20 protein-coding genes are annotated in these 26482 nt (G+C 61.1%); 9 read left to right on the top strand and 11 right to left on the bottom strand.

Translation table 11 applies throughout. The features are described 5' to 3' along the window. Nucleotides 1–827: 827 nt before the first annotated feature. Nucleotides 828–1367: a dihydrofolate reductase family protein gene (locus EI969_RS00625; RefSeq protein WP_160385481.1), complete on the top strand. Its 540-nt coding sequence runs from the start codon at nucleotides 828–830 to the stop codon at nucleotides 1365–1367. 57 nt (nucleotides 1368–1424) lie between these two features. Then, nucleotides 1425–1634 (top strand): hypothetical protein, encoded by a 210-nt coding sequence (locus EI969_RS00620; RefSeq protein WP_160385480.1) that lies wholly within the window; start codon nucleotides 1425–1427, stop codon nucleotides 1632–1634. 358 nt (nucleotides 1635–1992) lie between these two features. Here the strand turns inward: EI969_RS00620 and speB are convergent, their stop codons facing one another. Both speB and EI969_RS00610 read right to left on the bottom strand, forming a co-directional pair. Then, complete coding sequence (gene speB / locus EI969_RS00615; RefSeq protein ID WP_160385479.1) at nucleotides 1993–2952, bottom strand: agmatinase; 960 nt, start codon at nucleotides 2950–2952, stop codon at nucleotides 1993–1995. A gap of 21 nt (nucleotides 2953–2973) precedes the next feature. Then, the gene (locus EI969_RS00610) at nucleotides 2974–4065 is read right to left on the bottom strand and encodes a polyamine ABC transporter substrate-binding protein (RefSeq protein ID WP_160385478.1); all 1092 of its coding nucleotides are present in this window, start codon (nucleotides 4063–4065) and stop codon (nucleotides 2974–2976) included. 101 nt (nucleotides 4066–4166) lie between these two features. Here EI969_RS00610 and EI969_RS00605 point away from each other — a divergent pair, with 101 nt between their 5' ends. From EI969_RS00605 to EI969_RS00595, 3 genes are all read left to right on the top strand, one after another. After that, nucleotides 4167–5060: a LysR family transcriptional regulator gene (locus EI969_RS00605; RefSeq protein ID WP_160385477.1), complete on the top strand. Its 894-nt coding sequence runs from the start codon at nucleotides 4167–4169 to the stop codon at nucleotides 5058–5060. A gap of 164 nt (nucleotides 5061–5224) precedes the next feature. Then, on the top strand, nucleotides 5225–6331 hold the full coding sequence (locus EI969_RS00600) for an enoyl-CoA hydratase/isomerase family protein (protein WP_160385476.1): 1107 nt from the start codon (nucleotides 5225–5227) through the stop codon (nucleotides 6329–6331). Between the two features lie 3 nt (nucleotides 6332–6334). Next, nucleotides 6335–7486, top strand: a complete 1152-nt coding sequence (locus EI969_RS00595) for an acyl-CoA dehydrogenase family protein (RefSeq protein WP_160385475.1) — start codon at nucleotides 6335–6337, stop codon at nucleotides 7484–7486. 125 nt (nucleotides 7487–7611) lie between these two features. On the opposite strand, the gene EI969_RS00590 is transcribed toward EI969_RS00595, so the two are convergent. The 6 genes from EI969_RS00590 to EI969_RS00565 form a co-directional block, all read right to left on the bottom strand. Further along, complete coding sequence (locus EI969_RS00590) at nucleotides 7612–8385, bottom strand: enoyl-CoA hydratase (RefSeq protein WP_160385474.1); 774 nt, start codon at nucleotides 8383–8385, stop codon at nucleotides 7612–7614. 16 nt (nucleotides 8386–8401) lie between these two features. Next, nucleotides 8402–9529: an acyl-CoA dehydrogenase gene (locus EI969_RS00585; RefSeq protein ID WP_160385473.1), complete on the bottom strand. Its 1128-nt coding sequence runs from the start codon at nucleotides 9527–9529 to the stop codon at nucleotides 8402–8404. A 161-nt stretch (nucleotides 9530–9690) separates the two neighbouring features. Further along, entirely contained in the window at nucleotides 9691–10884 is a 1194-nt protein-coding gene (locus EI969_RS00580; RefSeq protein WP_160385472.1) for an acetyl-CoA C-acyltransferase, read from the bottom strand. A gap of 12 nt (nucleotides 10885–10896) precedes the next feature. Beyond that, on the bottom strand, nucleotides 10897–11658 hold the full coding sequence (locus EI969_RS00575; protein WP_160385471.1) for an SDR family NAD(P)-dependent oxidoreductase: 762 nt from the start codon (nucleotides 11656–11658) through the stop codon (nucleotides 10897–10899). 16 nt (nucleotides 11659–11674) lie between these two features. Beyond that, nucleotides 11675–13339 (bottom strand): AMP-binding protein, encoded by a 1665-nt coding sequence (locus tag EI969_RS00570; RefSeq protein WP_160385470.1) that lies wholly within the window; start codon nucleotides 13337–13339, stop codon nucleotides 11675–11677. Between the two features lie 136 nt (nucleotides 13340–13475). Beyond that, nucleotides 13476–14399 (bottom strand): carbon-nitrogen hydrolase family protein, encoded by a 924-nt coding sequence (locus EI969_RS00565; protein ID WP_160385469.1) that lies wholly within the window; start codon nucleotides 14397–14399, stop codon nucleotides 13476–13478. Nucleotides 14400–14483: 84 nt separating this feature from the next. Between EI969_RS00565 and EI969_RS00560 the strand changes: the two genes are divergently transcribed. Then, on the top strand, nucleotides 14484–15392 hold the full coding sequence (locus EI969_RS00560) for a LysR family transcriptional regulator (protein WP_160385468.1): 909 nt from the start codon (nucleotides 14484–14486) through the stop codon (nucleotides 15390–15392). Between the two features lie 9 nt (nucleotides 15393–15401). Here EI969_RS00560 and EI969_RS00555 read toward each other — a convergent pair whose 3' ends face one another. Then, nucleotides 15402–15656, bottom strand: a complete 255-nt coding sequence (locus EI969_RS00555) for a hypothetical protein (RefSeq protein ID WP_160385467.1) — start codon at nucleotides 15654–15656, stop codon at nucleotides 15402–15404. Nucleotides 15657–15820: 164 nt separating this feature from the next. On the opposite strand from EI969_RS00555, the gene EI969_RS00550 reads away from it, so the two are divergent. Further along, complete coding sequence (locus EI969_RS00550; protein ID WP_160385466.1) at nucleotides 15821–16138, top strand: YqjD family protein; 318 nt, start codon at nucleotides 15821–15823, stop codon at nucleotides 16136–16138. A gap of 150 nt (nucleotides 16139–16288) precedes the next feature. On the opposite strand, the gene EI969_RS00545 is transcribed toward EI969_RS00550, so the two are convergent. Then, nucleotides 16289–17329: an Ldh family oxidoreductase gene (locus tag EI969_RS00545; protein ID WP_160385465.1), complete on the bottom strand. Its 1041-nt coding sequence runs from the start codon at nucleotides 17327–17329 to the stop codon at nucleotides 16289–16291. Nucleotides 17330–17563: 234 nt separating this feature from the next. Between EI969_RS00545 and EI969_RS00540 the strand changes: the two genes are divergently transcribed. Beyond that, on the top strand, nucleotides 17564–22396 hold the full coding sequence (locus EI969_RS00540; RefSeq protein ID WP_160385464.1) for a dermonecrotic toxin domain-containing protein: 4833 nt from the start codon (nucleotides 17564–17566) through the stop codon (nucleotides 22394–22396). Nucleotides 22397–22610: 214 nt separating this feature from the next. Further along, nucleotides 22611–23618, top strand: coding sequence for a FecR family protein (locus EI969_RS00535; RefSeq protein WP_160385463.1), 1008 nt, complete (start codon nucleotides 22611–22613; stop codon nucleotides 23616–23618). Between the two features lie 57 nt (nucleotides 23619–23675). Here EI969_RS00535 and EI969_RS00530 read toward each other — a convergent pair whose 3' ends face one another. Beyond that, nucleotides 23676–26012, bottom strand: a complete 2337-nt coding sequence (locus EI969_RS00530; RefSeq protein WP_160385462.1) for an acylase — start codon at nucleotides 26010–26012, stop codon at nucleotides 23676–23678. Nucleotides 26013–26482: the final 470 nt, after the last annotated feature.

Below are 26482 nucleotides of genomic sequence, written 5' to 3'. Positions count from 1 at the left end.
CGAGCTTGCTCGCGATGAGGACCTGTCAGCCAACAGAGATGTTGAATGCAAGACCGTCATCGCGAGCAGGCTCAATATTCGCAGCATTAATCATGGGCCTGGCTCAGTTTGGTACCGTACTTCTCTACTGGATGCATGCACAAAACCTGGATTTCGATTCCCTTTTCCGTCAGAAAAAAATGCCAGACATTATTTATCGTACATGTATCATTAATAATCCATTACGGGCCTTAGTAGCGAAACCCATCCCATACAATAAAAAATAAAATAAGCAGCCACCATCAGACAAACAACATCCGCCCCCTGACTAGCCTCCCAACTCAAAAACAAACCCCATATTAGCTACTTTTATATAGTCTGGCGCGATCCAAGGAAACTCTGAATAAACCCACTCTTTTGCACAATGCCTGCTTGGAGCCCCCCCGTATTTCCAGAACTTATTTTTTGAATGCTGGACTTCTTCAGAACATTCCTACAGATCATTCATAAAAATAGGCTTTCCACCCCAGATTGCGGGGCCTTCGCAATATTTAGTTACTTTCTTATCATTTGATTTGCAATCTAAATAGTCAATCATAAATCCAACTGCAACAGACGCGCGGCGCCTAAAATTCAAAGTTAAAAATTCAACCGCATCTTGTAATCAAGGACACTTCACAAGCAGCATAAGATATAAAGCTCCGCTGCCTCCCCGCATCAGCACGACAAGTAAAAACGGCATAATCTTCGCCAGCCTGAAATAAATGATCACCATTGCGCCTCGCCACTTCCAGAGTGGCTCTGTATTTAAGGGTCATTTCCCACCTGCATGATTACAAGGAAAACACATGTCGACGCTGATCTATTACGTAGCTGCCACCCTGGATGGTTATATTGCCACTCAACAACACAAACTCGATTGGCTGGAGAACTTTGCGCTGGGGGATGACGCAACGGCCTATGATGATTTTTATCAGACGGTCGGAGCGGTGGTCATGGGATCGCAGACCTATGACTGGATCATGTCGAACGCTCCCGATGACTGGCCCTACCAGGATGTACCCGCCTTTGTCATGAGCAACCGGAATCGATCAGCCCCCGCCAACCTGGATATCACCTTCGTACGCGGTGATGCCGGGGCCATCGTGGCCAGAACCAGGCAAGCAGCGAAGGGCAAGAATGTCTGGCTGGTCGGTGGCGGCAAAACGGCAGCCTGTTTTGCCGACGCAGGGGAATTGCAGCAGCTGTTCATCACCACCATTCCGATCTTTCTGGGCTCCGGCGTGCCCGTACTGCCTGTTGACCGCGCGCTTGAAGTCGTTCTCAGAAAACAGCGTACGCTGCAGAGCGGTGCCATGGAATGCGTCCTGGACGTGAAAGCGGATTAACGCCCACAAGACGATCGGGTATCAAAACTCGCAGCGTCGGCCCCTAGGGATAAACCAGTGAAGCGTTTGGTATTGAGTTTATGTTTGCTGGCCGTTGTCGCTCTGGCGAGTATTCATGGAACAGGGATGGTGAAAACCGCCGCCCTGGCAGCCGCCGATGCTCGCAATATCAGATATCTGAATGTACGCAATAGCCTGGACGTCATCACCGCCGCCCACCACTCCACCGCTTCACCACGCCAGCCGCACGAATCCATTTCCGGTTAGTTTGCGCGGTTTAGTGGTGGTCAGATTCTCGACCTGCAAATCGTTCCAGTGGCCTGACGCAAATCAAAACTGTGGGAGCGAGCTTGCTCCGGGGGGCGTTCCGACGATGGCAGTCTTGCATTCAACATCTCTGTTGGCTGGCAGGGCCTCATCGCTAGCAAGCTTGCTCCCACAGGGTTTGTGTTGTGGCCGCATACAGACACATCATTTCCAACTCCAGCACGTCTTCGACCTGGCACCTGACACCCATCAAAACTGTAGGAGCGAGCTTGCTCGCGATGAGGGCGGAACATTCAACATCCATGTTGGCTGATCGACCACTATCGCGAGCAAGCTCGCTCCCACAGGGTTGGGTGTATTACTGATCGACCTTGTGCCTGGCCGCATACAGACACAGCATTTCCATCGCCAGTGTCGCCGCTGCCAGTGAGGTGATCTCTGCGCTGTCATAGGCCGGGGCCACTTCCACCACGTCCATGCCCACCAGATTGATCCCGCGCAGGCCACCGAGGATCTCCAGCGCCTGCACCGTGCTCAGGCCGCCGCAGACCGGTGTGCCGGTACCCGGGGCGAACGCCGGATCGAGACAGTCGATGTCGAACGTCAGGTACACCGGGTTGTCGCCGACCCGCGCGCGAATCGCCTCGACAATCGCCTCGCAGCCACGGCGATGCACCTGCCGCGCATCCAGCACTTGAAAACCCTGGTGATCGTCATTGGTGGTGCGCAAGCCGATCTGCACCGAACGCGACGGGTCGACCAGCCCTTCCTTGGCCGCGTGCCAGAACATGGTGCCGTGGTCGATGCGCTTGCCCTCTTCGTCCGGCCAGGTGTCGCTGTGGGCGTCGAAGTGGATCAGGGACAAAGCCCCGTGCTTGCGCGCATGGGCCTTGAGCAGCGGATAGGTGATGAAGTGATCGCCACCAAAGGTCAGCATGGCCGTACCGGCATTGAGGATGTGCTCGGCGTGGGCCTCAATCATCTCGGGCGTCGATTGCGGCGAGCCGAAATCAAAATCGCAATCGCCGTAATCAATCACCGCCAGATGGTCGAATGGGTCGAAGGTCCATGGCCAATGCCGCTCCCAGGCAATGCCGGTGGACGCCGCACGAATGCCCCGTGGCCCGAAACGCGCACCGGGACGATTGCTGGTTGCGGTATCGAACGGCACACCGCTGACCGCCACGTCGACCCCGCGCAAGTCGCGGCTGTAGCGCCGACGCATGAAGCTGGTGATGCCGCCGTAGGTACTTTCGGCGGCCGTGCCGTAAAGGCTGTCACGGGTGAGGGCTTGATCGTTCTGCACAGGGACGTCCATTTGAGACTCCTTCATTTCTAGTTATTGGCGGCTACGGAAAGTGGTCCACAAGCGGGTGCGCTGGCGCATGTCCTTGAGGCTCATGCTGCGGTCGGCGTACAGCCGGCCACGTACCTCGGCGGGCGGGTAAATGTCCGGGTCGGTGCGCACGGCTTCATCCACCAGCGGCGTGGCAGCCTGGTTGGCGGTGGCAAAAAACAGCGTGTTGGTCAGCGCCGCAACGGACTCGGGGCGCAGCATGAATTCTATGAATTGGCGGGCGGCCTCGGGGTGTGGCGCGTCCTTGGGGATCGCCAGATTGTCTTGCCACACGATGGTGCCTTCCCTGGGAATCCGGTAGGCGATTTCATAGGGTTTGTTGGCCTTGCGCGCCTGATCGGCCGCCATGCTGGCGTCACCGTTGTAAGTCAATGCAAGGCAGAGGCTGCCATTGGCCAGATCGTTGATCTGCCGCCCACTGGCGACATAGAGCACTGAAGGCTGCAATTGATGCAATAACGCTTGAGCCGCATCGAGATCTTGCTTGTCGGTGCTGTACGGATCCTTGCCCAGATAATGCAATGCCAGGCCGATCACCTCCTGCGGTGAGTCAATGACCGCGATGCCACAGTCCTTCAACTTGCTCGCGTACTCGGGCTTGAACAGCAGGTCCAGGCTGTTGAGCGGTACATTCGGCAAGCGTTTACGCACCGCCTCGACATTCATCCCAAGCCCCAGAGTGCCCCAGGTATAGGGCACGCCATAACGATTACCGGGGTCGACCGCGGCCATTTTCTCCAGCAGGTCGGGATCAAGATTGGCGTAGCCCTTCAGGCCTTCATGGGGAATGGCCTTGAGCGCACCTGCCGCCAGGCCGCGAGCCAGGACACTGGACGACGGGACAACCACATCGTACCCACTGCCCCCGGTGAGCAACTTGGTTTCGAGTACCTCCGGCGCATCAAAGGTGTCGTAGCGCACATGGATGCCGGTTTCCTGCTCAAACCGTTGCAGGGTTTCCGGGGCGACGTAATCGGCCCAACTGTACAGATTGACCACCTTGTCCTCGGCCTGGGCCGAGACGGCAACGGCGAGCAACAGCGCGGGTAAACACAGCTTGAACTGGGGAGCCATGACGAACACCTGACCGGAAGAAGTGGTTGCAGGATGCGTCGTCGGATACATTGGTGAAATACCAAGTTAATTATCCTGACTTTATGACGGAGTAATGTTTGATGCTGGGCCAACTGCACGACCTGGATCTGCAATTGCTGCGTCTGTTTGTCAGCGTGGTGGAGTGCGGCGGTTTCAGCGCCGCCCAGGGTGAACTGGGCTTGAGCCAGTCGAGCATCAGCCAGCAAATGGCCAAGCTGGAGACCCGCCTCGGTTATCGGCTGTGCAGTCGTGGCAAGGGTGGATTCAGGATCACGCCCAAAGGCGAACAACTGCTCAGCGCCACCCGTGGACTGTTCGAGTCCATCGAAGCCTTCCGACATCAATCCAACGGTGTAGCTGGGCGCTTGATCGGCGAAGTGCGTCTGGGCCTGTCCGAGGCGCTGGACCAATCAGTGCTGCAGCGTGTGGCCGGGGCCATCCGGCGCTTTCGTGAGCGAGATGAATCAGTGCGTATCGAACTGATCAGCGCCATGCCCGGCGAGATGGAACGCTTGCTGCTGCAACAGCGGCTGGACCTGGCCATCGGCTATTTCTCCCAGGTGCAAAGTGCGTTCGACTACCGCCAATTGTTCATCGAAACCCAGCATCTGTATTGCGCTCCCGGCCATCCGCTGTTCACCAACCCCGCCCCCGACGATCAGGACTTGCAGGCCAGCGACCGGGTCGATCACCCCTACCGCTTCCTGCGCAGCGACGAACCCTTTCAGGGCAAGCTGTGTTCGGCACGCTCGGAACAGGTCGAAGGCACCCTCGCCTTCATTCTTTCCGGCAAGCATGTCGGTTACCTGCCCAGCCACTTCGCCCGCGCCTGGGAAGACAAGGGGCTGCTCAAGGCCGTTCGTCGCAGCGACATGAGTTTCGATGTCGCGTTTCATCTGGCCCGGCACCGGGCGCAGGTGGCCGGCGAGGCGCAGAAGGCCTTCGAAGAGGATTTGCTCGCGGCGTTTGCCTGAATCCACCATGGTCTAAGCTGTAACGATATCGGACACAGACATGCAAAAACGCACAGATAACCTGCACTTATCCCGGTTGTACAAGGCAAATTTGCACTGATACGATCCGCCATCGCTCGCGCGCGAGCATCTTGATAAAGAACAATAAAAGCAGGGAGTTAGAGATGACTGCTCAGGTTTCATCGAAGGGGGCGCTGTCCCTGGATGCCATGCAAAACGAAGTGCTGGCCGAGGTTCGCAACCACATTGGTCACCTAACCCTCAACCGCCCCGCCGGCCTCAATGCCCTGACCCTGGACATGGTGCGCAACCTGCACCGCCAACTCGACGCCTGGGCCCAGGATCCGCACATCCATGCCGTGGTCTTGCGCGGTGCCGGCGAAAAAGCCTTCTGCGCCGGCGGCGACATTCGTTCCCTGCATGACAGCTTCAAGAGCGGCGACACCCTGCACGAAGATTTCTTCGTCGAGGAATACGCCCTCGACCTCGCCATCCATCAGTACCGCAAACCGGTGCTGGCGCTGATGGACGGTTTTGTCCTCGGCGGCGGCATGGGCCTGGTGCAAGGCGCCGACTTGCGCGTGGTCACCGAAAAAAGCCGCCTGGCCATGCCGGAAGTCGGCATCGGCTACTTCCCGGACGTCGGCGGCAGTTACTTCCTGCCGCGCATTCCCGGGGAACTGGGGATTTACCTGGGCGTCAGCGGCGTTCAGATCCGCGCTGCCGATGCGTTGTATTGCGGGCTGGCGGACTGGTACCTGGAAAGTGCCCGACTGACCACGCTGGACGAGCATCTCGACCGGCTCGAATGGCACGACACGCCGCTCAAGGACCTGCAGGGTCTGTTGGCGAAATTCGCCGTGCAGCAATTGCCCGATGCGCCACTGGCGACTTTGCGCCCGGCCATCGACCACTTCTTCGCCCAGCCCGACGTGCCGAGTATTGTGGAGCAACTGCGCCAGGTAACGGTCGCCGACAGCCATGCGTGGGCCGTCACCACCGCCGACCTGCTGGAAACCCGCTCGCCGCTGGCCATGGCCGTGACCCTGGAAATGCTCCGTCGCGGACGCGAGCTGCCACTGGAGCAATGTTTTGCCCTTGAGCTGCACCTGGACCGCCAGTGGTTCGAGCGCGGCGACCTGATCGAAGGCGTGCGCGCCTTGCTGATCGACAAAGACAAGGCACCACGCTGGAACCCGCCCACCCTCGAGGCGCTGGACGCCGGACACGTGGCGAGTTTCTTCAGCGGGTTTGACCGGAGCGAGAGCTGAGCCATGCACGATATCGAATTGAGTGAAGAGCAAGTCATGATCCGCGACATGGCCCGGGATTTTGCACGAGGCGAAATCGCGCCCCACGCCCAGGCCTGGGAAAAGGCCGGCTGGATCGACGACGCGCTGGTGGCGAAGATGGGTGAACTGGGCTTGCTCGGCATGGTGGTGCCCGAGGAATGGGGCGGCACCTATGTCGACTACGTCGCCTACGCGCTGGCCGTGGAAGAAATTTCCGCCGGCGACGGTGCTACCGGTGCCTTCATGAGCATCCACAACTCCGTGGGCTGCGGGCCGGTGCTCAACTACGGCAGCGAAGAACAGAAACAGACCTGGCTGGCGGACCTGGCCAGCGGCCAGGTCATCGGCTGCTTCTGCCTGACCGAACCCCAGGCCGGTTCCGAAGCGCACAACCTGCGCACCCGCGCCGAGCTGCGCGACGGCCAATGGGTGATCAACGGCGCCAAGCAATTCGTCAGCAACGGCAAACGGGCCAAGCTGGCGATCGTGTTTGCCGTGACCGATCCGGACCTGGGCAAGCGTGGCCTCTCGGCGTTCCTGGTACCAACCGACACCGAAGGTTTCATCGTTGACCGCACCGAACACAAAATGGGCATCCGCGCTTCCGACACCTGCGCCGTCACCCTGAACAACTGCACCATCCCCGAAGCCAACCTGCTGGGCGAACGGGGCAAGGGCCTGGCCATCGCCCTGTCCAACCTCGAAGGCGGTCGTATCGGCATCGCCGCCCAAGCGCTGGGCATCGCTCGCGCGGCGTTCGAAGCGGCCCTGGCCTACTCCCGTGACCGGGTGCAGTTTGGCAAAACGATCAATGAACACCAGAGCATCGCCAACCTGCTGGCCGACATGCACATGCAACTGAACGCCGCACGCTTGATGATCCTCCACGCTGCGCGCCTGCGCACGGCGGGCAAACCCTGCCTGTCGGAGGCCTCGCAAGCCAAGCTGTTTGCTTCGGAAATGGCGGAAAAGGTCTGCTCGTCGGCCATTCAGATTCATGGCGGCTACGGCTATCTGGAAGACTATCCGGTGGAGAAATACTACCGGGATGCGCGGATCACGCAGATCTACGAAGGGTCGAGCGAGATTCAGCGGATGGTGATTGCCCGCGAACTGAAGAATTATCTGGTGTAAGGCCCTTAAAAACATCGCGGGCAAGCCCGCTCCCACAGGTTTCGCAGGTGTACACAGCATGTGTGAACGACCAGGAACACCGTGGGAGCGGGCTTGCCCGCGATAGCGTCAGCAAAAACGCCGCATTACTTACCGACGAACTCGGCTTCCCGCTTGGCAATGAACGCCGCCATCCCTTCCTTCTGATCCTGCGTCGCAAACGCCGCATGGAACACCCGGCGCTCAAAACGCACGCCTTCGGCCAGGCTCACTTCAAAGGCACGGTTGACGCTTTCCTTGACCATCATCGCAATCGGCAACGACTTCCTGGCGATCAGCGCCGCGACTTTCAGCGCTTCGTCCAGCAGTTCATCGCTTGGCACGATACGCGCGACAATTCCGCAACGCTCCGCTTCCACGGCATCGATCAGACGACCGCTGAGGCACATTTCCATGGCCTTGGCCTTGCCCACGGCGCGGGTCAGGCGCTGGGTGCCGCCCATGCCCGGCAATACGCCGAGGTTGATTTCCGGCTGGCCGAACTTCGCATTGTCGCCAGCCAGGATGAAGTCGCACATCAACGCCAGCTCACAGCCGCCACCCAGGGCGAAACCGTTGACCGCCGCGATGATCGGCTTGCGGCGGTTGGCCACGCGGTCGCTGTCGCTGAACAGATCGTCGATATAGATCTGCGGGTAGGTCAGCTCGGCCATTTCCTTGATGTCGGCACCGGCGGCGAAGGCTTTTTTCGAGCCGGTCAGGACGATACAGCCGATGTTCGAGTCCGCCTCGAAACCATCGAGGGCCTGGTTCAGCTCGCTGACGATCTGCGCATTCAACGCGTTCAGCGCCTGAGGGCGGTTGAGGGTGATCAGGCCAACGCGGCCGTGGGTTTCCAGCAAAATCGTTTCGTAGCTCACGTAATGATTCCTTCTTTCAAAGATTGCGCGAAATGACCATGCGCTGAATATCGCTGGTGCCTTCGTAGATCTGGCAGACGCGCACGTCGCGGTAGATCCGCTCCAGCGGGAAGTCGTTGAGGTAACCGTAGCCGCCGAGGGTTTGCAGCGCCGAGGAGCATACCTTTTCGGCCATTTCCGAGGCGAACAGTTTGGCCATCGATGCTTCGACCAGGGCCGGCTGGCCACTGTCACGCAGGGCGGCGGCGTAGTGCACCATTTGCCGCGCCACGGCGATCTGGGTCGCCATGTCCGCGAGGCGGAAGGCCACGGCCTGGTGCTCGATGATCGGCTTGCCGAAGCTCTCGCGTTCACGGGCGTAATCACGGGCCGCTTCGAACGCCGCGCGGGCCATGCCCACCGATTGCGACGCGATGCCGACCCGGCCGCCTTCGAGGTTGGCCAGGGCAATCCTGTAGCCTTCGCCCTCCTCGCCCAGACGGTTGGCCACCGGCACCTTCACGTCTTCGAAGAGAATCTGGCAGGTGTCGGACGCATGCTGGCCGAGCTTGTCTTCGACCCTTGCGACGGTGTAGCCCGGCGAATCGGTCGGCACGATAAAGGCGCTGATCCCGCGTTTGCCGGCGTTCGGATCGGTCACCGCAAACACGATCACCACACCGGCATTCTGGCCGGATGTGATGAACTGCTTGCAGCCGTTGAGCACGTAGTGATCGCCTTCAAGGCGAGCACGGGTTTTCAGGCCACTGGCGTCGGAACCGGCCTGGGGTTCGGTGAGGGCAAAGGCGCCGAGCATCGCACCACTGGCCAGTGGCTTGAGGAAGTGCTCCTTCTGATCGTCGTTGCCGTACTTGAGGATCGGCACACACCCCACGGAGTTGTGCACGCTCATGATGGTCGAGCAGGCGCCATCGCCGGCGGCGATTTCTTCCAGGGCCATGGCGTAGGCCAGGTAACCGGTATCGCAACCGCCCCACTGCTCCGGCACCAGCATGCCGAAAAAACCCAGCCCGGCCATCTCGCCGATGGCTTCCTTGGGGAAGCGGTGTTCGCGATCCCATTCGGCGGCGAACGGTTTCAGCCGTTCCTCGGCAAACTGCCGGGCCATGTCGCGGATCTGTTGTTGGTCGTCATTGGGGATCATGGTGAATCCTTAAAAAAAAGCCTTTCGTACAAAAAACTGGCTGAAACACCGGATCTGTGGGAGCGGGCTTGCCCGCGATGAGGCCATCACATCCAACATCTTTGTTGACTGACGGTCCGCCATCGCGGGCAAGCCCGCTCCCACAATGATTGAAGTCAACTTCAGTAAAGGCATTCCACGGCCATGGCCGTTGCTTCACCGCCGCCGATGCAAATCGCCGCTACGCCGCGTTTCAGGCCTTTCTGGCGCAGGGCCGAGAGCAGGGTCACGAGAATCCGTGCTCCGGACGCGCCGATCGGGTGGCCCAGAGCGCAAGCACCGCCGTGCACGTTGAGTTTCTCGTGGGGAATCTCCAGATGGGTCATCGCCGCCATGCCGACCACGGCGAAGGCTTCGTTGACTTCCACCAGATCGACCTCATTGAGCGACCAACCGGTTTTCTTCATCAGCTTCTTGATGGCACCAATCGGTGCCACCGGAAACAGGCCCGGGGTGTCGGCGAACGCTGCGTGACCGTGAATCACCGCCAACGGTTTCAAGCCTTGTTTCTGTGCCTGCGACTGGCGCATCAGCACCAGCGCGGCGGCACCGTCGGAAATCGAACTGGAGTTGGCCGCGGTCACCGTGCCGCCTTCGCGGAACGCCGGCTTGAGCGCAGCGATCTTGTCCAGCTTGGCTTTCGGCGGCTGCTCGTCATTGCTGATCACGACTTGTTCTTTGCCGACCGTCACGGTGAGCGGGACGATTTCGTCCTTGAAGCTGCCGTCCTTGATCGCCTGCTGGGCGCGGGTGGTCGAGGCGATGGCGAACGCGTCCTGAGCTTCACGGCTGAAGCTGTTGGTTTCGGCGCAATCTTCGGCGAAGGTGCCCATCAGGCGACCCTTGTCGTAGGCGTCTTCGAGGCCGTCGAGGAACATCGAGTCCTGCACCCGGCCATGGCCCATGCGGTAGCCGGCACGGGCGCGGTCCAGCAGGTAAGGTGCGTTGGACATGCTTTCCATGCCACCGGCGACCACCACGTCGGCACTGCCGGCCACCAGCATGTCGTGGGCCAGGATCGCCGCCTCCATGCCGGAACCGCACATTTTGTTCAGGGTGGTGCAGCGGGTCGATTTATCCAGCCCGGCACCCAGCGCCGCCTGGCGTGCAGGCGCCTGGCCGAGGCCTGCCGGCAGCACGCAGCCGAACAGCACTTCATCGACCGCATCACTGGCAACACCGGCACGTTCGACGGCGGCCTTGATGGCGGCAGCGCCGAGTTGCGGCGCGGTCAGGCTTTTCAGATCGCCCTGGAAACCGCCCATCGGGGTGCGGACGGCGCTGACGATTACAATCGGATCGTTGGACATTGTCATGACAAATCCTCCTTATTTGGCGGCCATGCGCAAGGCACCGTCGAGACGGATCACCTCGCCATTGAGCATGCTGTTTTCAATGATATGCCTGACCAGCCCGGCGTACTCGGCGGGTTTGCCAAGGCGCGGCGGGAACGGCACACCGGCAGCCAGCGAATCACGGACTTCCTGGGTCATGCCGGCCATCATCGGCGTTTCGAAAATGCCCGGGGCGATGGTCATCACGCGGATGCCGAAGCGCGCCAGTTCACGGGCAGCGGGCAAGGTCAGGCTGACGATGGCGCCTTTGGACGCCGCGTAGGCCGCCTGGCCGATCTGACCGTCGTAAGCCGCCGCAGACGCGGTGTTGATGATCACGCCGCGCTCGCCATCGGCGTCCGCTTCGGTTTCGGCAATCGCCGCTGCCGCAAGGCGCAGCATGTTGAAGCTGCCGATCAGGTTGACGTTGATCACCTGGCTGAAACTGGCCAGCGCGTGCGGACCGTTCTTGCCGAGAATCTTCTCGCCACGCACGATGCCGGCGCAATTGACCAGGCCGTTGAGGCCGCCAAAGGCCTTGACCGTCGCCTGCACGGCGGCTTCGGCCGCGGCTTCGTCACTGATGTCCGCCACCACGCTGTGCGCGCCCAGGCGCTGGGCCTGGGCTGCAACGGCTTCGGCGTTCATGTCCACCAGCATCACTTTCGCGCCAGCGGCGACCAACACCTCGGCGGTGGTGGCCCCGAGGCCGGAAGCGCCACCGGTGACGATAAAAATCTTGTTCTCGATCTGCATCATTGTTTCCCTGGATTCAAGCTGGAACGTTCTTCGCCGCGGCCTCTTGAGCCTTGGCGATTTCCTGGTTGCGCAAGATAAAGCGCTGCAATTTGCCGCTTGGGGTTTTCGGCAACTCGCTGACAAATTCGATTTCACGGGGGTACGAGTGCGCCGCCAGGCGCTTGCGCACGTGCTGGCGCAGTTCTTCGGCCAACTCCGGTGCCGCGCGGTACTGCGGGCTGAGCACGACGAAGGCCTTGACCAGTTCGGTGCGCTCCGGATCTGGTTTGCCGACCACGGCGGCCTCGACCACCGCCGGGTGTTCGATCAGCGCACTTTCCACGTCGAACGGACCGACCCGGTAGCCGGAGGTGGTGATCACGTCGTCGCTGCGCCCAACGAAGCTGATGCTGCCGTCCGGGTTCCACTCCACCGTGTCGCCACTGAGGTAATAGTTGCCGACAAAAGCCTTGGTCGGCCCGCCTTCGTAGCCGGCGAACCAGCACATCGGCGATTGGCTGCGGTCAATGGCCAGGATGCCCGGCTGGCCGACACCCAGTTCCTTGTATTCGTCATCCAGCACCACGATGCGGTGGCCCGGCGAGGCGAAACCGGCGGCGCCCATGTGAATCGGGTGCTCAAGGCCGTGGTGGTTGCACAGCACCATGCCCAGTTCGGTCTGGCCGTAATGGTCGTGGATGACCACGTCGAGGTTGTCGGCGAACCAGCGGATCACTTCCGGGTTCAGCGGCTCGCCGGCGCTGCTGACGATGCGCAGCTTGCCCTTGATCGACCTGGCGAATTCATCGCCGCCGGCAATCAGCAGACGGTAGGCCGTCGGCGAACCGGTGAGGTTGGTAATCCCGTACTTGTTGATCACCCGGCAGGTGCTTTCGAGGGTGAACGGGCCATCGTAGAAGGTGATCGGATGCCCCATGGCCATCGGCCCGGTGACACCGAAGTAAATGCCGTAGGCCCAACCCGGATCGGCAACGTTCCAGAACGCGTCTTCCGGGCGCAGGTCCACCGCATCGCGGGTGTAGCTCTGGAATGCCACGATGGCCTTGAGCGGCACCGACAGGGCTTTCGACGGGCCGGTGGTGCCCGAGGTGAACATCAGCAGGAAGGGATCTTCCCCGGTCAACAGCACCGGTTCACAGTCGGCGGAATAATTGGCCAGTTCGGCCCAGAAGCTGAAATCGCCACGCACCAGGCCCTGCCCTTTGGCACCGGTGACGGTAACGGTGGTCGGGCAATCGGCGACTTCGGCGAGTTTCGGCCGGTTCACAGCATCGGTCACCACAACCTTGGCGCCAGAGCAACTCAGGCGGTGCTCGATGGCTTTGGGGCCGAATGCGGTAAACAGCGGTTGATACACCGCGCCGATGCGCCAAGTGGCGAACACGGTGATCAGCAGTTCGATATTGCGTGGCAACAGGCCGGCGACCTTGTCGCCCTTCTTCACGCCCAAGGCCTGCAGGTAATTGGCGAAACGCGCGGCCTTGTCCTGCAATTCCGTGAAGGTGTACGTCGCACTGGTGCCGTCGCGTCCTTCCCAGAACAGCGCGATGCGCCCCGGCAAGGCATGCCGGTCACAGCATTCGACACAGGCGTTGAGGGCCGACAGATTGCCTTCAAGTGCGGCGTCGACGGTGTGCTGATAGTTGAATTGAGAAGTAGCAGACAAGTAATCGCGCATTGCCAGAATCCCTCTGTGTTTCTTATTAGGTTGGGGGAACCGTAATCAACAGGGAAATACTCGCTCTGCGCGGGGTGGCGGGCAATGGTCAAAGTTATCAAGTTGCCTGACTGCTTTGGCCAAAGCCCGCAGGGTCTCAAGCGATGAAGCGCACCCCGGGTTTGGCGCGCTCGTCGACGCTCAGCTCGAACACGTCCGGGCGCGCGTAGTGACCGACCACGTCAAAGTCGTAGCGGGCGCGCACCAGGTCGTCGGTGTCGATTTGCGCGGTGAGCAGGCCGACGCTGTCACGCAAGGGGCCGGCAAGGATGTCGCCCATGGGCCCGACGATCACGCTGCCGCCGGCGATCAGCGGCCGATCCGCCGGCCAGTTGGCGATATCCAGCCCCAGGGCCTGGGGCGAGGCCTGGACCTGACAGGCGCTGACCACGAAGCAACGTCCCTCATGGGCGATGTGGCGCATGCTGACTTGCCACATCTCCCGCTCGTCCACGGTCGGCGCGCACCACACCTCCACGCCTTTGGCGTACATCGCCGTGCGCAGCAGCGGCATCATGTTTTCCCAGCACACTACCGCGCCAACGCGCCCGACCTGGCTGTCGATGACCGGCAAGGTCGAGCCATCGCCCTTGCCCCAGATCAGCCGTTCGGTGCCGGTAGGCATCAGTTTGCGGTGCTTGGCCACCAGCCCGGCCTGCGGATCGAAGTACAGCGCAGTGCAGTGCAAGGTGCTGCCGGCACGCTCGATCACGCCGATCACCAGATTGGCGCCGGTGCGTGCGGACAACGCCGTCAGCGCCTCGGTTTCCGCGCCGGGTACGTCGATGGCATTGGCAAAGTAGCGGGCAAAGGCTTCGCGGCCTTCCGGCAGGCGATAGCCCAATTGCGTACCGAAGCCCTCGCCTTTGGGATAACCGCCCAGCAGCGCTTCCGGCATCACCACCAATGCGGCGCCGGCTTCGATGATCGCGTTTTCATAGGACAGGATCTGTTCCAGGGTTTGCGCCTTGCCACCGGGCAAGGCGCCGATTTGCAGGGCGGCAACGATTGACTTGGGCATCTCGAAAACTCCGTTCGCATCAGGTGTTGCTCATTCTCTAGCGCCACGTAATCATCAATAAAGCCCCACTCACTGCTGAATGATATGAGCCATATGAATATCACCGACATCGACCTCAACCTGCTCAAAGTCTTCGAGGCCCTGCACGAAGAGTCCAGCGCCAGCCGCGCCGCCTTGCGTCTTGGGGTCACGCAATCGGCCGTCAGCGCGGCGTTGCGTCGACTGCGCCAGGTGTATGGCGATCAGTTGTTCGTGCGCACCGGGCGTGGCCTGGCCCCCTCGCTCAAGGCCAACCAGCTCAAGCCGGTGGTCAGCGATGCCCTGAACAAATGCCGGCAGAGCCTGGCGATGGTCGATCCGGCCGCGCAAGCGTACGAAGGACGCTCGGTCGCCGTGGGAATGTCGGATGATTTCGAAATTGCCTACGGCCGCAGGTTGATCGACGAAATCGCCCGCAGCGCGCCGAAGTTGCGCCTGATCTTCCGCCAGACCCACAGCCAGATCGTCGCCCAGGCGTTGCTGGAACGCAGCATTGACCTGGCGATTACCGCGGGCGGATTCGCCGAACGGCTGCTCAGCCGTCAGGTGCTGGGGGAAGGTGCTTATCTGTGCCTGGTGGACCCGGCGAGCCTGGCCGAGGGCCAGCAGAGCATCAGTCTCGAGGCGTTCGTCGCCCGCGAGCACATCCTGGTGTCGTCCGGCGGTTTTATCGGGATTACCGATGAAGGATTGGCGGCGCTGGGCCTGAGTCGGCGGGTATGCGCCTCGACCACGCACTTTGCCGCGTTGCCGCACTTGCTCAAGGGCAGCCAGGCGGTGGCGACCATTCCGGCCCACGCCGCACAAAGCATTGCAATGCTCAGCGGGCTGGCGCTGCTGCCCTGCCCCTTGGACTTGCCGCGCTACCCGATCGAACTGGGCTGGCGTACCAGCACCCAACTCGACCCGGTGGTGTTGAAAGTGCGCGAGGCGATTGTGGCGAGTTTCGCCTGACAGCCGAGGTTACTTGCTGGCCGCCATCAGGCGATTGACTTCACTGCGCACCATGTTGGCGAATTCCGGGGGCGACATGCCGTCCAGCTCGGCGCGCACCCATTCCGCCCACTTGCCTTTGCGCTTGGCCCGTTCGCCGAACAACCGTGCGGCCTCGCCCTTGGCTTTGCCCAGGTTGTTTTGCCAGAGTTCGAACAGACGGGATTTCTCGTCTTCAAGTGCTGCGCGCTCGGCGAGGGGTTTGTCGGCCAGATTGAAGCTCATGGGAATTTCCTGCTGCGTAAAATTGGCGACATCTTACACTGTAGGGCGAAATGTCCTGCGCCGGTTTTTCAGCAAGATGACCTGGCCGGGCAAAATAGCTGCAACTTTTCCGACGACCGCAGACTCCATTGTTCACTGTCCACTTACCTGCAAGGAGTACTTCAATGGCCCGCAAAAGCGCCGCGCAAGCAGCCGAAGATCAAATCAAGGATCTAGCGTTCAGCGAACTTCAGTCGTTGATCGAGGAGTCGGAAAAGCTGCTGAAAAGCAGCGCTTCACTGGTCGGGGAAGAAGCGGAGACCCTGCGCGGGCAAGTCGCCCTGAAACTCCAGCAGGCCAGGGATTCGGTGACCAGCGTTCGCAACCGCACCCTGCCCGCGGTCGAAGCCACCGAAACCTACATCGGCGGGCATCCGTGGCAGACCGTGGCGATTTCCGCCGGGTTTGGCCTGGTGGTGGGGTTGTTGCTGGCGCGGCGGTAAACACTGGCAAACACTGAACCCTGTGGGAGCGGGCTTGCCCGCGAAAGCGGTGTGTCAGCAAGGTTGATGCCGGCTGACACGACGCCTTCGCGGGCAAGCCCGCTCCCACAGAGGTTGCGTTAATTAGACATTATTTGCCATTACCCAGAATCACTCCCCCGCCAGCTCCCGCAGGTTCGCCAGCGTCCGGGCATCCAGTTCAATGCCATTGACCCGGGATTTGGCGCGTTGATGATGACGCCGATCCCCCGGCAAACGCTTCAAGCCGACTCCGTGCATTTGTCGCACCAGCTCCTGACTGCGCTCGGCAAAACTCTGCCCCGCCGCTTTGGCCGGATCGATCACGATCAGCAATTGGCCCGTCCAGGGCGTCTTGGCGCCCGGGTGGTTCTTCCAGTCGAACTCGAAGGAAAAATTGCCGCCGGTCAGTGCCGCCGCGAGCAACTCGACCATCATCGACAACGCCGAACCCTTGTGCCCGCCAAACGGCAGCAACGCGCCGCCCTCAAGAATCGCCTTCGGGTCCGTGGTCGGCTGCCCGAGGCTGTCCACGCCCATGCCTGCCGGCAAGCGTTCGCCCTCGCGGGCGGCGATTTGCACATCGCCATGGGCAATGGCACTGGTGGCCAGATCGAAGACGATCGGCCCGCCATCGGCCCGCGGCGCCGCGAAGGCAATCGGGTTGGTGCCGAACAGCGGCCGGTCGGCGCCGTGGGGCACCACGCAGGTCATGCTGTTGACCACGCTCAATGCCACGAGGCCCTCGTCCGCGAAGGGCTCGACATCCGGCCACAAGGCCGCGAAATGGTGCGAGTTACGGATCGCCAGCACCGCGATGCCGGCACTACGGGCCTTCTGCACCAGTAGTTCGCGCGCCGCCGCCAGAGCCGGTTGGGCAAAACCGTTGTTGGCGTCGACCCGCACAAACCCGGAGGCCACATCTTCGACCACTGGAACGGCCTGCCCATTGACCCAGCCGCTTTGCAGCGTCGAAACATAACCCGGGATGCGGAATACCCCGTGACTGTGCGCACCGTCGCGCTCGGCGCCGGCGCAGTTTTGCGCCAGCACCCTGGCAACCTCGGCCGAGGTGCCATGGCGCAGAAAAATCTTTTCAAGCAATGCGCTCAACGCTTCGAGCGACAGGTGTGAAGGGACCGCAGTAGACGCGTGATCGTGTGGCGCAGACATCTGAAGCTCCAGAATGATTATTGGAGGGAACAACAGCGTACAAAGACCCGCCGATTAACAACGCGCGGCGAGCGACCTGTCAACTGTTGGCTCGGGCTCAATGATTCATATGCGTGTCACCGATGCCCGTACCCTGTGCGTTATTTATCTACCACCTGCTTCAACCCGGCAGCCTCTAGTGTCGATGCTCAACCCACAGGTGCCCTTGAATGGCACCTTGAACGAGACTCGACGATGTCTACATCAGTAACTGCGCTGTTTTTCCCCGAGGCACTGACATTGCCCGGCCTCTGGAATGAACTTGGCAAGGCCCACGGGCTGACGCAAAAGGACTTCGAGTGGTTGCGCCATACCGAACTGGCCAGCCAGGCCCTGCGCGATGAGCAGACGCCCCCCATGCTGGCAAAAACAATCCTGCTGAAAATTCCGGGACTGGAACCTTTGGCACTGGCCGGCAGCTTTTTGCTGACCGCGATGCCCGATGACAACGGCGTGATTCTCTACACCCCGTACGGCGGAATACAGAAATTCGACAACCGCGACGCCCTGGCCACAAAGGTGCAGACGCTACTCAAAGCTGCGGACGAGGACGACGAACTGCTCGCCTTCATGGCGCTTTCACAACGCAAGGCCGTGGTGGGCGCCAGCGAGATCGAACTGGACTTTCACACCATCGAAGGCGACGTGTTCGAAGACCAGCGCAACACCCTCTCCAGCAATCAGCAACTCAACGACCAGGCCCTGCTCGATGAGCTCAAGGCGCTGCCGTCCCTTACCGCGCTGCTCAATGCATTGCTGACGGAGCAACTGTCCGCGTCCTTTCCCGGCGTGGATCAGAGCCGGACCCGGGTGAATTTCTACCAGGCTGCGACTGAGGACGGCGATGACGCAGGCCGTTCGGTGCGACGCTGGGTCAACTCCCTGTCGCTGAGTGATGCCGTGCTTCTTCACTACCGCCATCAGCGTTGGCCGTCGGGGCAGTCCCATGAGTTTGCCCATCCGAAAATGTCCCCGGTAATGGCTGACCAGGCGCTCTGGGACACGGCGGTCACGACCGTCTCGCGTAAACTGCTCAGCCTGCTGGCTGGACAACTCGAGCATTATTGGGACGCGGCGAGTGCCGATGGCGTGTCGCGTCGCGCATTTTTCGGCCGCGCCATCGCCGACCAGGCGCGGGTGCAACTGCTGCTCAAGCGCGAAGCCGGGATCATCACCCCACAGCAAAGCCTTGACCTGCATGCGTTGATCACAGCGAACAGCCACACCAACCCGTCAATGTCGATCGAAACCGTACGCCTGTGGGAATACCAGGCCAACTACGCTGAGCTGGCCGGCTCGCTGATGGTCAGCGCCAGCAGTGCGTTCCTGTACACGCCCACCCAAGGCTTGCAAGTGCTCAAGAATTATCAGGACTTGCGCGATACCTTGCTGAGCAAATTCAGCGCGGCAGGTCACGAGGACGAACTCTATGGCCTGCTCAACCTGGACGAACGCCAGCGTTTCAGCGGTTTCAAGCGGCCGAACGTGACCGGCGAAGTGATTTCCGGCGCTATCTTCAGCAAGCTCTTCGACGCCATCGTCACCAAGCAATTGCAGAACATCGAATACACCCTGCAAGTGTTCCGCCACAGTGACGGTGCCGTGGACATCCATGCCCTGTTCGACAAGGCGCTGGATATCCGCTCGATGATCAGCGAGCGGCTACTGGGCCTGGAAACCGACGGACGCTGGAGCACGCGGCCGGTCTTGTCCGGCGACCAGCATCCCTCCATGGTACGGGCCGATGCGGCGGCAACGTTCGCCAAGAGCTTCAGCGACATCCAGACGCTGATCGACACAGACTTTGCCGCACAGCCGCTCGCGTCTCTGGCGTTGCAGCGGGTCTACCTGGAAAACATGCTGCCTTCCCTGGCCCATTCACTGTCCGTCGGCATCCGTGGCGAAGCCAGCCTGCGCGGGCTCGGCGCGACATTGACGGAGGCCGACCGCGCCATTGTGGACACGGTGTTCAACCCGGATCTGGGCGAACGGCGCAACCGCCTTTCCCTGAAGGGTTTCCGCCCCGATGCCTACTCCGTGACGCTGGAATGCACGGGTCAAGCGAATTTGCTGCCGCTAGCCCACTGCCTGCTTCTGACCGAGCGTGGCGGACTCGACGCCTCGCATTCCGGCCGGACAATCCTGTGGACGCCCGCCCGGGGGCTGGAAGTCTTCGACAACATCAGCCGTGCCAGGCAGGAACTGAACCGGCGCCTGCTCGACCCACAACAACGCCTTGGGCTCCTGGAAAACCTCACCCCGAGCCAGCGCGTCTTCCACCAACGCTATTCACTGGGCGCGCTACGACTGATTGAAGGGCCGGTACTGGAGCAGGTCGCGCGATCATCCATCGATCATTTTCTGGCGCGCTGCGAACACGTGCGCGGCTTCAAACTGGACGACACGAAGCAGAAAAAAGCACTGAAAGCGCTGGCCAGCGCCGGGATCAACAGCAACCTGCAAAGAGCCATCTCGATTGCCCGCGCGATCACCCGGCAACAGTCACTACCCGCCTGGCTCGGCATGGCACCGCTCGAAGACCAGCGCCTGCACGTTGAATTGCTGGAGCAATACCGCAACAGCGTCGAGGAGGAGAAAGACTACCTGCACGGGATCACCCCTCTCGGGACGTATCTGCACGGTCGTTTAACGACACTGCTCGGTGAACGCTTCCCCGCCATCAAGCTCGACCCCGACGATATTCAGATCACCCCTGACCTGAGCCTGATCGGCCCTGCCCGCAGCCTTACCGAGTTTGCCCTGACCCCTCTCAGCCTCGTGCAAGGCTCCGCCTTCCTGGTGTCCTCGACGACTACCGGGACGCTGCCCGAGGGGCTGGACCAGGCCGCGGTCCGCCAACTGCTGCACTCATTGAACATTGCGCAAGGCTACACAACACAGGTCACGCAGGCCTTGTCCGGGGCCACTGCCGACGCTGAAAGCCGGATGCAACGCTTCGTCAAACAACTGCCCTGGCAACTGCTGCAACACGCCCACGAGATGAAACTGCTGCAAAGGCTTTCCAGGGGCGCGTTCGATTTGCTTCGACAGGTCCTGGACATGCCGGACGCCATTGCGCGGGCCGCCGTGCCAGGCGCGCACGCGATCGCCCGGCCACTGGAGCTGATCAAGACCACCGGCGCCGCCGCTGTCAAGGCACTGGGCCTGTACCTGGTCAGCCCGGGCAACGCAAAGGCCGGGCCGCACGTCCTCTATGCCCCTTACCTACCGGGCAGTTCTCCTTTCATCGAGTTCGACACCGAGGCCAGCGTTGTCTCGGCGCTGAATACGCCTGGGCTCTTGCAGGAAATGCTGATCCGCCGCCTGCCGGACAGCGAGCAGTCGGTGTTTCGCAACCTGCTCGATTCGACCGCAGGGCAATTGAGCGAAATCACCCTGGCGTCCAACCCCATTGGCGGCAACTTGCTCACCCACCTGTTCCACGACAACACAAAACTGCTGTCGCACATGCTCGGCAGCCAGTTGCAGGCAGTCGGACAGGCAGACTGGGAGGCGGTCAAACACCTGTTCAGCGCCGGTATCCAGCGCGTCCTGGGTCTGTTGCCGGGCAAACTCGCGTATTTGCAGTTTCTCTGGAACGCCTACCAGGACGCGCTCAACTCGGCTGAAGCGCTGCAGGACCATCACTGGAAAGTGGCGCTTGAAGACTTTATCGCCGGTGCGGTGCAACTCATCACGTTGGGCAGGCTGTCACTGGAGGGGTGGACTGAAACAGCCCAGGTCACCCACGAAGCCATTGCCCCGCCGGTTGCCACCCCGATCGTCGCGCCAAAGTGGTCCGAGGTCGATTCAACGGCGCCGCTGCGCACGCGACTGCAACCGTTCGAAACCACGGTCGAACTCAAGGACCTGACGAAAAACAGTGCTGACGGTACCTACCTCGATGCGGCGAGCAAAAAAACCTACGCCCCCATCGCCGGCAAGGTCTACGGCGTGGAAAAGACCGGGGTAGCCTGGCGAATGGTCAAAGGCAAGGAACCAGGCCCGGTATTGCTGGCCACGCCAGACAAGCAACTGGTGATCGACCCGGACATCCACACGGTCCACTACGGCAAGGCCATGTCGACGATGCACAACCGGTTAGCCCATGCCCATGTCGCCAGGGAGGTGCTGAACATCGAAGCCCGCGGGATGGACGAGATTCGCGTCAGATGTCCCGAAAAAGCCCGAATGATCGTGCAGGCCATCGACATGGCCCGTTATTACGCGTTCAACAGTTTGCACAACATGGTGCAATTGCGAAAACTCCTTCCGGGTACACGCCTGGATACCTTCCTCAAAAGCTTCTTTGGTGTTGCCACGGTCGACAAAGGGCTGATCGACAAAATCAAACAGGCCATTGTTCCCATCTGCAACGCGCTGGTGGACCCGGATGAAGACTGGATGAACTCCCATCGCATAATCGTCGGTACATGCCGGGACCCGCAGGAAAACCTCATCGCGTTTGTCATGGACAAGGATCAACAGCGCAACGTGCATTTCACCGAACGGTTCTTCGATCAACAGCTCGACTGGTACAAATCCTGTCTGACTGAACCCTTCAACGTCGACGGCCACAGCCAGGCCGCCACGCTGATCCACGAATTCGCCCATTTGTTTTCCAAGGCCGTGGACATCGCCTACCTTGAAGCCAGGCGGCCGTTCAGCGATCTGGTCGCGCCGAACACCGCCTTTGGCATCGCCATGAAACAGTCTCAACTGGATTTCCAGCGCAAAGCCTTGTCGCTGGACACGCCGAAGGAGGAACTGTTCGCGCGTTGGCACAGTGGCCTGCAGTCGTGGATCAGCCTGGATTCCATTGTGGAGTCCTATCACGTCGGCAAGACCATTTTGAAGTTAACGGGCAGCAAGACCATGGAGAAGGCGCGGGAAGCGTTCCTGGACGCGGACAACGCAAACTTCAGAACCGATGTCATTTTAAACAATGCTGATTCGCTCGCGTTCCTGATCTGCGAAATGGGCCGGCAACTGGACCCGGTGCCGGCCGCATCGGCCTCCGCAACCTGATCCTGGCATCACAACGCGCAGATCCCCGGACCTGCGCGTTGGGATGATTATTTTGATCTTTTTTTCACGCCTGCCTATCGATAATGCCAGCCGACAACAGGCTATCCCGTGGCAAGGCGTTGAAAAAAAGTTACACATTGATGGTTAAATGCCATGACTGATGTTCTCGCAGACTGCCCCCCAAGGTTAGAATGCACGAAATCAGGATGAGCCAATGACCGAACACACGCTCTCGGAAGCCGAATACGACGCCATCACCGATGCCGCTGCGCATTGGTGCATGCGTCTGCACGCCAATGACTGCACCGAGCAAGAGCGTCAGGCGTTCGAGCAATGGCGCAATGCGCATCCACTCCATGCCTTCGAGTACGAAGCGATGCTGGAGATCTGGGATGTCGCCGGGGACCTGCCCCGCCCCGACCCCGTCGTACCGCTGGTTCGCCCCCAACCCCAAACCCACGCCCCGTGGCGCCGCCTGGCGATTGCCGCGGCGATCTGTGCCATGGCGCTGCCGTTGGCCGGTTATGGCGGCTGGCACCTGGGCTGGGTACCGAACGCGTACCAGCATTTCGAAGCGACCGACAATGTCCGCACGGTCACCCTGAAAGATGGCAGCCAGGTGGAACTCAACCTGGGCAGTGAACTGACCTACAGCAACTACAAGGATCAGCGGCAAGTCACGCTGAAAAAAGGCGAAGCCTACTTCAGCGTCAGCCATGACACCCGTCACCCGTTTGTGGTCAAGGCCGCCGAAGGCCGGATTCGCGTGACCGGGACCCAATTCAACGTGTGGATGTATGAAGACCAGGTCAAGGTCAACCTGATCGAGGGCTCGGTGCTGGTCAGCAGCAACACCGACCTGCCCGGCGACGGTTTGCGTCTTGACCCGGCGATGCAGGCCAGTTATCGCCAGGGCGACTTCATTCCCCGCATCAGCCAGACCTATGAAGATGACAGTTCGCTGGCGTGGCGCCAGGGCAAGCTGGTGCTCGACGATCTGGCGCTGAGCGATGCACTGCCATTGATCAATCGCTACCTGGACAAACCGCTGGTGGTCGCGGACAACAGCACCGGCTCGATCCATATCGGCGGCATCTACAACATCAAGGAGATCAACAGCCTGGTGAAGTCCCTGCCGCGCGTGCTGCCGGTCTACCTGACGCGCAATGACAACGGCAATCTGGTGGTCAACGCGATTCCGCAGAAGACCCCGAAAAGCTGAAAAGGCCGCCACCCTTGCGGGGTGCGGCCTTCAGCGTTCATCTGAAACACCACTGTCTTACTGCGCGGCGACCTTGGCCTCCTGCTGTCGGATCGTCTGCACCTGGTACTGCGGATCGGACGTGATCTGTTGCTCGGTGAAGGGCAGCACACTCCATTGCTTCTGCGAGAAGGCCTGGGTCTGATCCCGGGAAAACTTCGACGCCGGGTCACTCGACAACGAGAACGCCAGCAACCCCTTGGCCTGCGGTCCGTTTTCGTCAAAGGTCACCACTTGCAGGTAACTCGTGCCACTGACCACCTCGCGCTTGCCATCGCTGCGCGGCACGCTCTGGATGGCGTTGTAGACACCGAGCGTACCCGGTCCGCCATGGATCGGCGTTTGTCGCCCGCCGCTGCTGACCACCTGGATATCGCCCCAGCGAGTGTCCGGCTTGAGACCTGACGCCTCGACCTGCCCGGCCGAAGCCAGCATCGCCGCCCGCAGTGCCTTCGCCACGTCCGGGCGGTCGATTGCCAGCCCACGCGGGGTATGTTGCGGGTCCTGCGGATCGAAGGCGACACGCCATACGTCCGGCACCGGCGCCAACGCCTCCATGACATTCTGGAAGTGCACAAAACCCAGGCCGCTGTTGAGGTTGGCCTTGCGGTCCCAGGCCTTGAGGCTGGCACACAGTGACCCGAGGCTTTTTGCATCGGCACCCAGATCCGCCGCGCAGAACTGCAACAGGTCCGGCATCACTTGAGCCGCCTGATACACCTGATCGTCCATGACCATGCGCTGCAAATCCGCGACCGCGACCTTGCCGGCCTCGCTCAACGTGTTCAAACGGTCCAGCGCAAAGCGCGAGCGCAGGCCCAGTGGCTGGCCATCCTGGCTGATCAGCGGTGAATAGCCGGTCAGCGGTTGCGCCGGGTTGGCCATCCATGCCGAATCGTTGGAGTGCTGGACGAAATCCTTGCGCAGCAGTTGCGGCAACTTGTCCGATGCATAAATGCCGGATTGTGGCGCCTGCGGGTCGATGTCCCAGGCGCAGGCGCTGTTGGAACCGTCAAGAATGATCATCTGCAGGCCGATCCGCGGATCGCTGCATTGCGCCAGCTTGTCGACGCTGACGTTGGGCACCACCGAGAGGTTCATGTACAGCGTCTGCCCCTGGTCGTCCGCCGCCAGCGTGTTGACCCACGGAATGCCCTGGATCCTGTGGACCGAAGCCTGGAAGTCCTTGAGGTTTTCGGCGCGGTTCATCGCGTACCACTGCTGCAGGACGCGGTCGTTGTCCAGATTGGCGTCGCGCAGGCTGAAGGCGTACTGATGATCCCAATCGAGCTTTCCGGGCCATTGCACCACCGGACCGAACTTCGAGCTGTAGACCACATGGGAAACTGCCTGGACCTGCCCGTCCGCTTGCCTGACGTTGACGGTCACGGTCTGCTTGTCCATCGGCAGGGACTCGCCATCGAGCAGGTAACGGGTCGAGTCCTTGGGATCGAGTTGCAGGCGATACAGCGTGAAGTGCCTGGACGAATCCACGGTATGGGTCCAGGCCAGGTGTTGATTGAAACCGATGTTGATCAGTGGCAGGCCGGGCAACGCCGCGCCCATCACGTCCAGTTTGCCGGGAATGGTCAGGTGCATCTGATAAAAACGCATGCCGCCCACCCACGGGAAGTGCGGGTTGGCCAGCAGCATGCCGCGGCCGTTAAAGGAACGCTCGCTGCCGATGGCGACCGCGTTACTGCCGCGATCCAGGGCAAAGCGCTGCATGCGCGTGGCGGCCACCTGGAACGCTGCCGGGGCGTTCGACGCCTGGGTCTCGGCCTTGGGCGGCGTGGCACCGGCCAGGGCTTCGGCGAACTGGCCGACACCGCCTTCGACCAACAGGCGCCGGGTCAGCTTGACCAGGTCCATCGCCGTGATGTCCCGCACCCACTCACCCTGGCACTGCTGCGGCAGACCCTGGGCACGTCGTTCGCTCAAGGAGCGGTTGAACCCCGCCACATAGCCCTCGATCAGCTCACGCACTTGCGGGGTCTGGGCCTGCCAGAAACCGGCGACGGCTTGCGGGGTGTTGAGCCAGGTGAAGAACAGATCGCTGACCAGGTTCTCCCGCTCTTCGACGGTGAACTGGTCCGGCCCGAAATACCGTGAACGTTCGCCGTTGACGGTGGTGATCTCGTTGGCCAGCAGGCACAGGTTGTCCTGGGCGTAGGCATAGCCGATGCCGTAGCCCAGCCCGCGCTCGTTGTCGGCGCGGATGTGCGGTACGCCGAAACTGGTTCGGCGGATGTCGGCGGATGTCTGCGCAGGCGCAGTGCTGGCGCTCGCCGCAAGGCTCAACCCCAGAGTCAAACCCGCCAGGCTCAACCTGGTTAACTGGCTGGAAATAATCACGCTCGCTCCTGATCGAAAAAACCATGGCCACCGTTGCGCGTACCCACGCGCGCGGTGCCTCCCTGTAGGGACGAAGCTCACAGCAAAAATTTAGCGGCTTTCACCGGTTGTAGGAGCCGGCTTGCTGGCGATGGTCGTCAACGATAACGCGTGTAACCAGGATAAACGCGGCGCACCCGAGTCCATCGCCAGCAAGCCGGCTCCTACAGGTGGAGGTCACGCGATCTCTTGTAGGAGCTGGCTTGCCAGCGATGGTCGTCAACGATAACGCGTGTAACCAGGATAAACGCGGCGCACCCGAGTCCATCGCCGGCAAGCCGGCTCCTACAGGTGGAGGTCACGCGGTCTCTTGTAGGAGCTGGCTTGCCAGCGATGGTCGTCAACGATAACGCGTGTAACCAGGATAAACGCGGCGCACGTGAGTCCATCGCCAGCAAGCCGGCTCCTACAGTTTTCCGGGATTGCGTGAA

Origin of the sequence: Pseudomonas sp. PB101, assembly GCF_009764265.1 — a bacterium.
Classification (GTDB): Bacteria; Pseudomonadota; Gammaproteobacteria; order Pseudomonadales; family Pseudomonadaceae; genus Aquipseudomonas.
The sequence above is the reverse complement of the archived record's forward strand: the minus strand, read 5'-3'. Positions and strand labels throughout refer to the sequence as shown.

Excerpts from the sequence above, each read along its gene's own strand:
- EI969_RS00570 (WP_160385470.1), bottom strand. The coding sequence starts at position 13,339 with ATGCGCGATTACTTGTCTGCTACTTCTCAATTCAACTATCAGCACACC.
- EI969_RS00535 (WP_160385463.1), top strand. The coding sequence starts at position 22,611 with ATGACCGAACACACGCTCTCGGAAGCCGAATACGACGCCATCACCGAT.
- EI969_RS00545 (WP_160385465.1), bottom strand. The coding sequence starts at position 17,329 with ATGTCTGCGCCACACGATCACGCGTCTACTGCGGTCCCTTCACACCTG.
- EI969_RS00560 (WP_160385468.1), top strand. The coding sequence starts at position 14,484 with ATGAGCCATATGAATATCACCGACATCGACCTCAACCTGCTCAAAGTC.
- EI969_RS00610 (WP_160385478.1), bottom strand. The coding sequence starts at position 4,065 with ATGGCTCCCCAGTTCAAGCTGTGTTTACCCGCGCTGTTGCTCGCCGTT.
- EI969_RS00625 (WP_160385481.1), top strand. The coding sequence starts at position 828 with ATGTCGACGCTGATCTATTACGTAGCTGCCACCCTGGATGGTTATATT.
- speB (WP_160385479.1), bottom strand. The coding sequence starts at position 2,952 with ATGGACGTCCCTGTGCAGAACGATCAAGCCCTCACCCGTGACAGCCTT.
- EI969_RS00580 (WP_160385472.1), bottom strand. The coding sequence starts at position 10,884 with ATGACAATGTCCAACGATCCGATTGTAATCGTCAGCGCCGTCCGCACC.
- EI969_RS00595 (WP_160385475.1), top strand. The coding sequence starts at position 6,335 with ATGCACGATATCGAATTGAGTGAAGAGCAAGTCATGATCCGCGACATG.
- EI969_RS00575 (WP_160385471.1), bottom strand. The coding sequence starts at position 11,658 with ATGCAGATCGAGAACAAGATTTTTATCGTCACCGGTGGCGCTTCCGGC.
- EI969_RS00555 (WP_160385467.1), bottom strand. The coding sequence starts at position 15,656 with ATGAGCTTCAATCTGGCCGACAAACCCCTCGCCGAGCGCGCAGCACTT.
- EI969_RS00565 (WP_160385469.1), bottom strand. The coding sequence starts at position 14,399 with ATGCCCAAGTCAATCGTTGCCGCCCTGCAAATCGGCGCCTTGCCCGGT.
- EI969_RS00600 (WP_160385476.1), top strand. The coding sequence starts at position 5,225 with ATGACTGCTCAGGTTTCATCGAAGGGGGCGCTGTCCCTGGATGCCATG.
- EI969_RS00540 (WP_160385464.1), top strand. The coding sequence starts at position 17,564 with ATGTCTACATCAGTAACTGCGCTGTTTTTCCCCGAGGCACTGACATTG.
- EI969_RS00605 (WP_160385477.1), top strand. The coding sequence starts at position 4,167 with ATGCTGGGCCAACTGCACGACCTGGATCTGCAATTGCTGCGTCTGTTT.
- EI969_RS00550 (WP_160385466.1), top strand. The coding sequence starts at position 15,821 with ATGGCCCGCAAAAGCGCCGCGCAAGCAGCCGAAGATCAAATCAAGGAT.
- EI969_RS00585 (WP_160385473.1), bottom strand. The coding sequence starts at position 9,529 with ATGATCCCCAATGACGACCAACAACAGATCCGCGACATGGCCCGGCAG.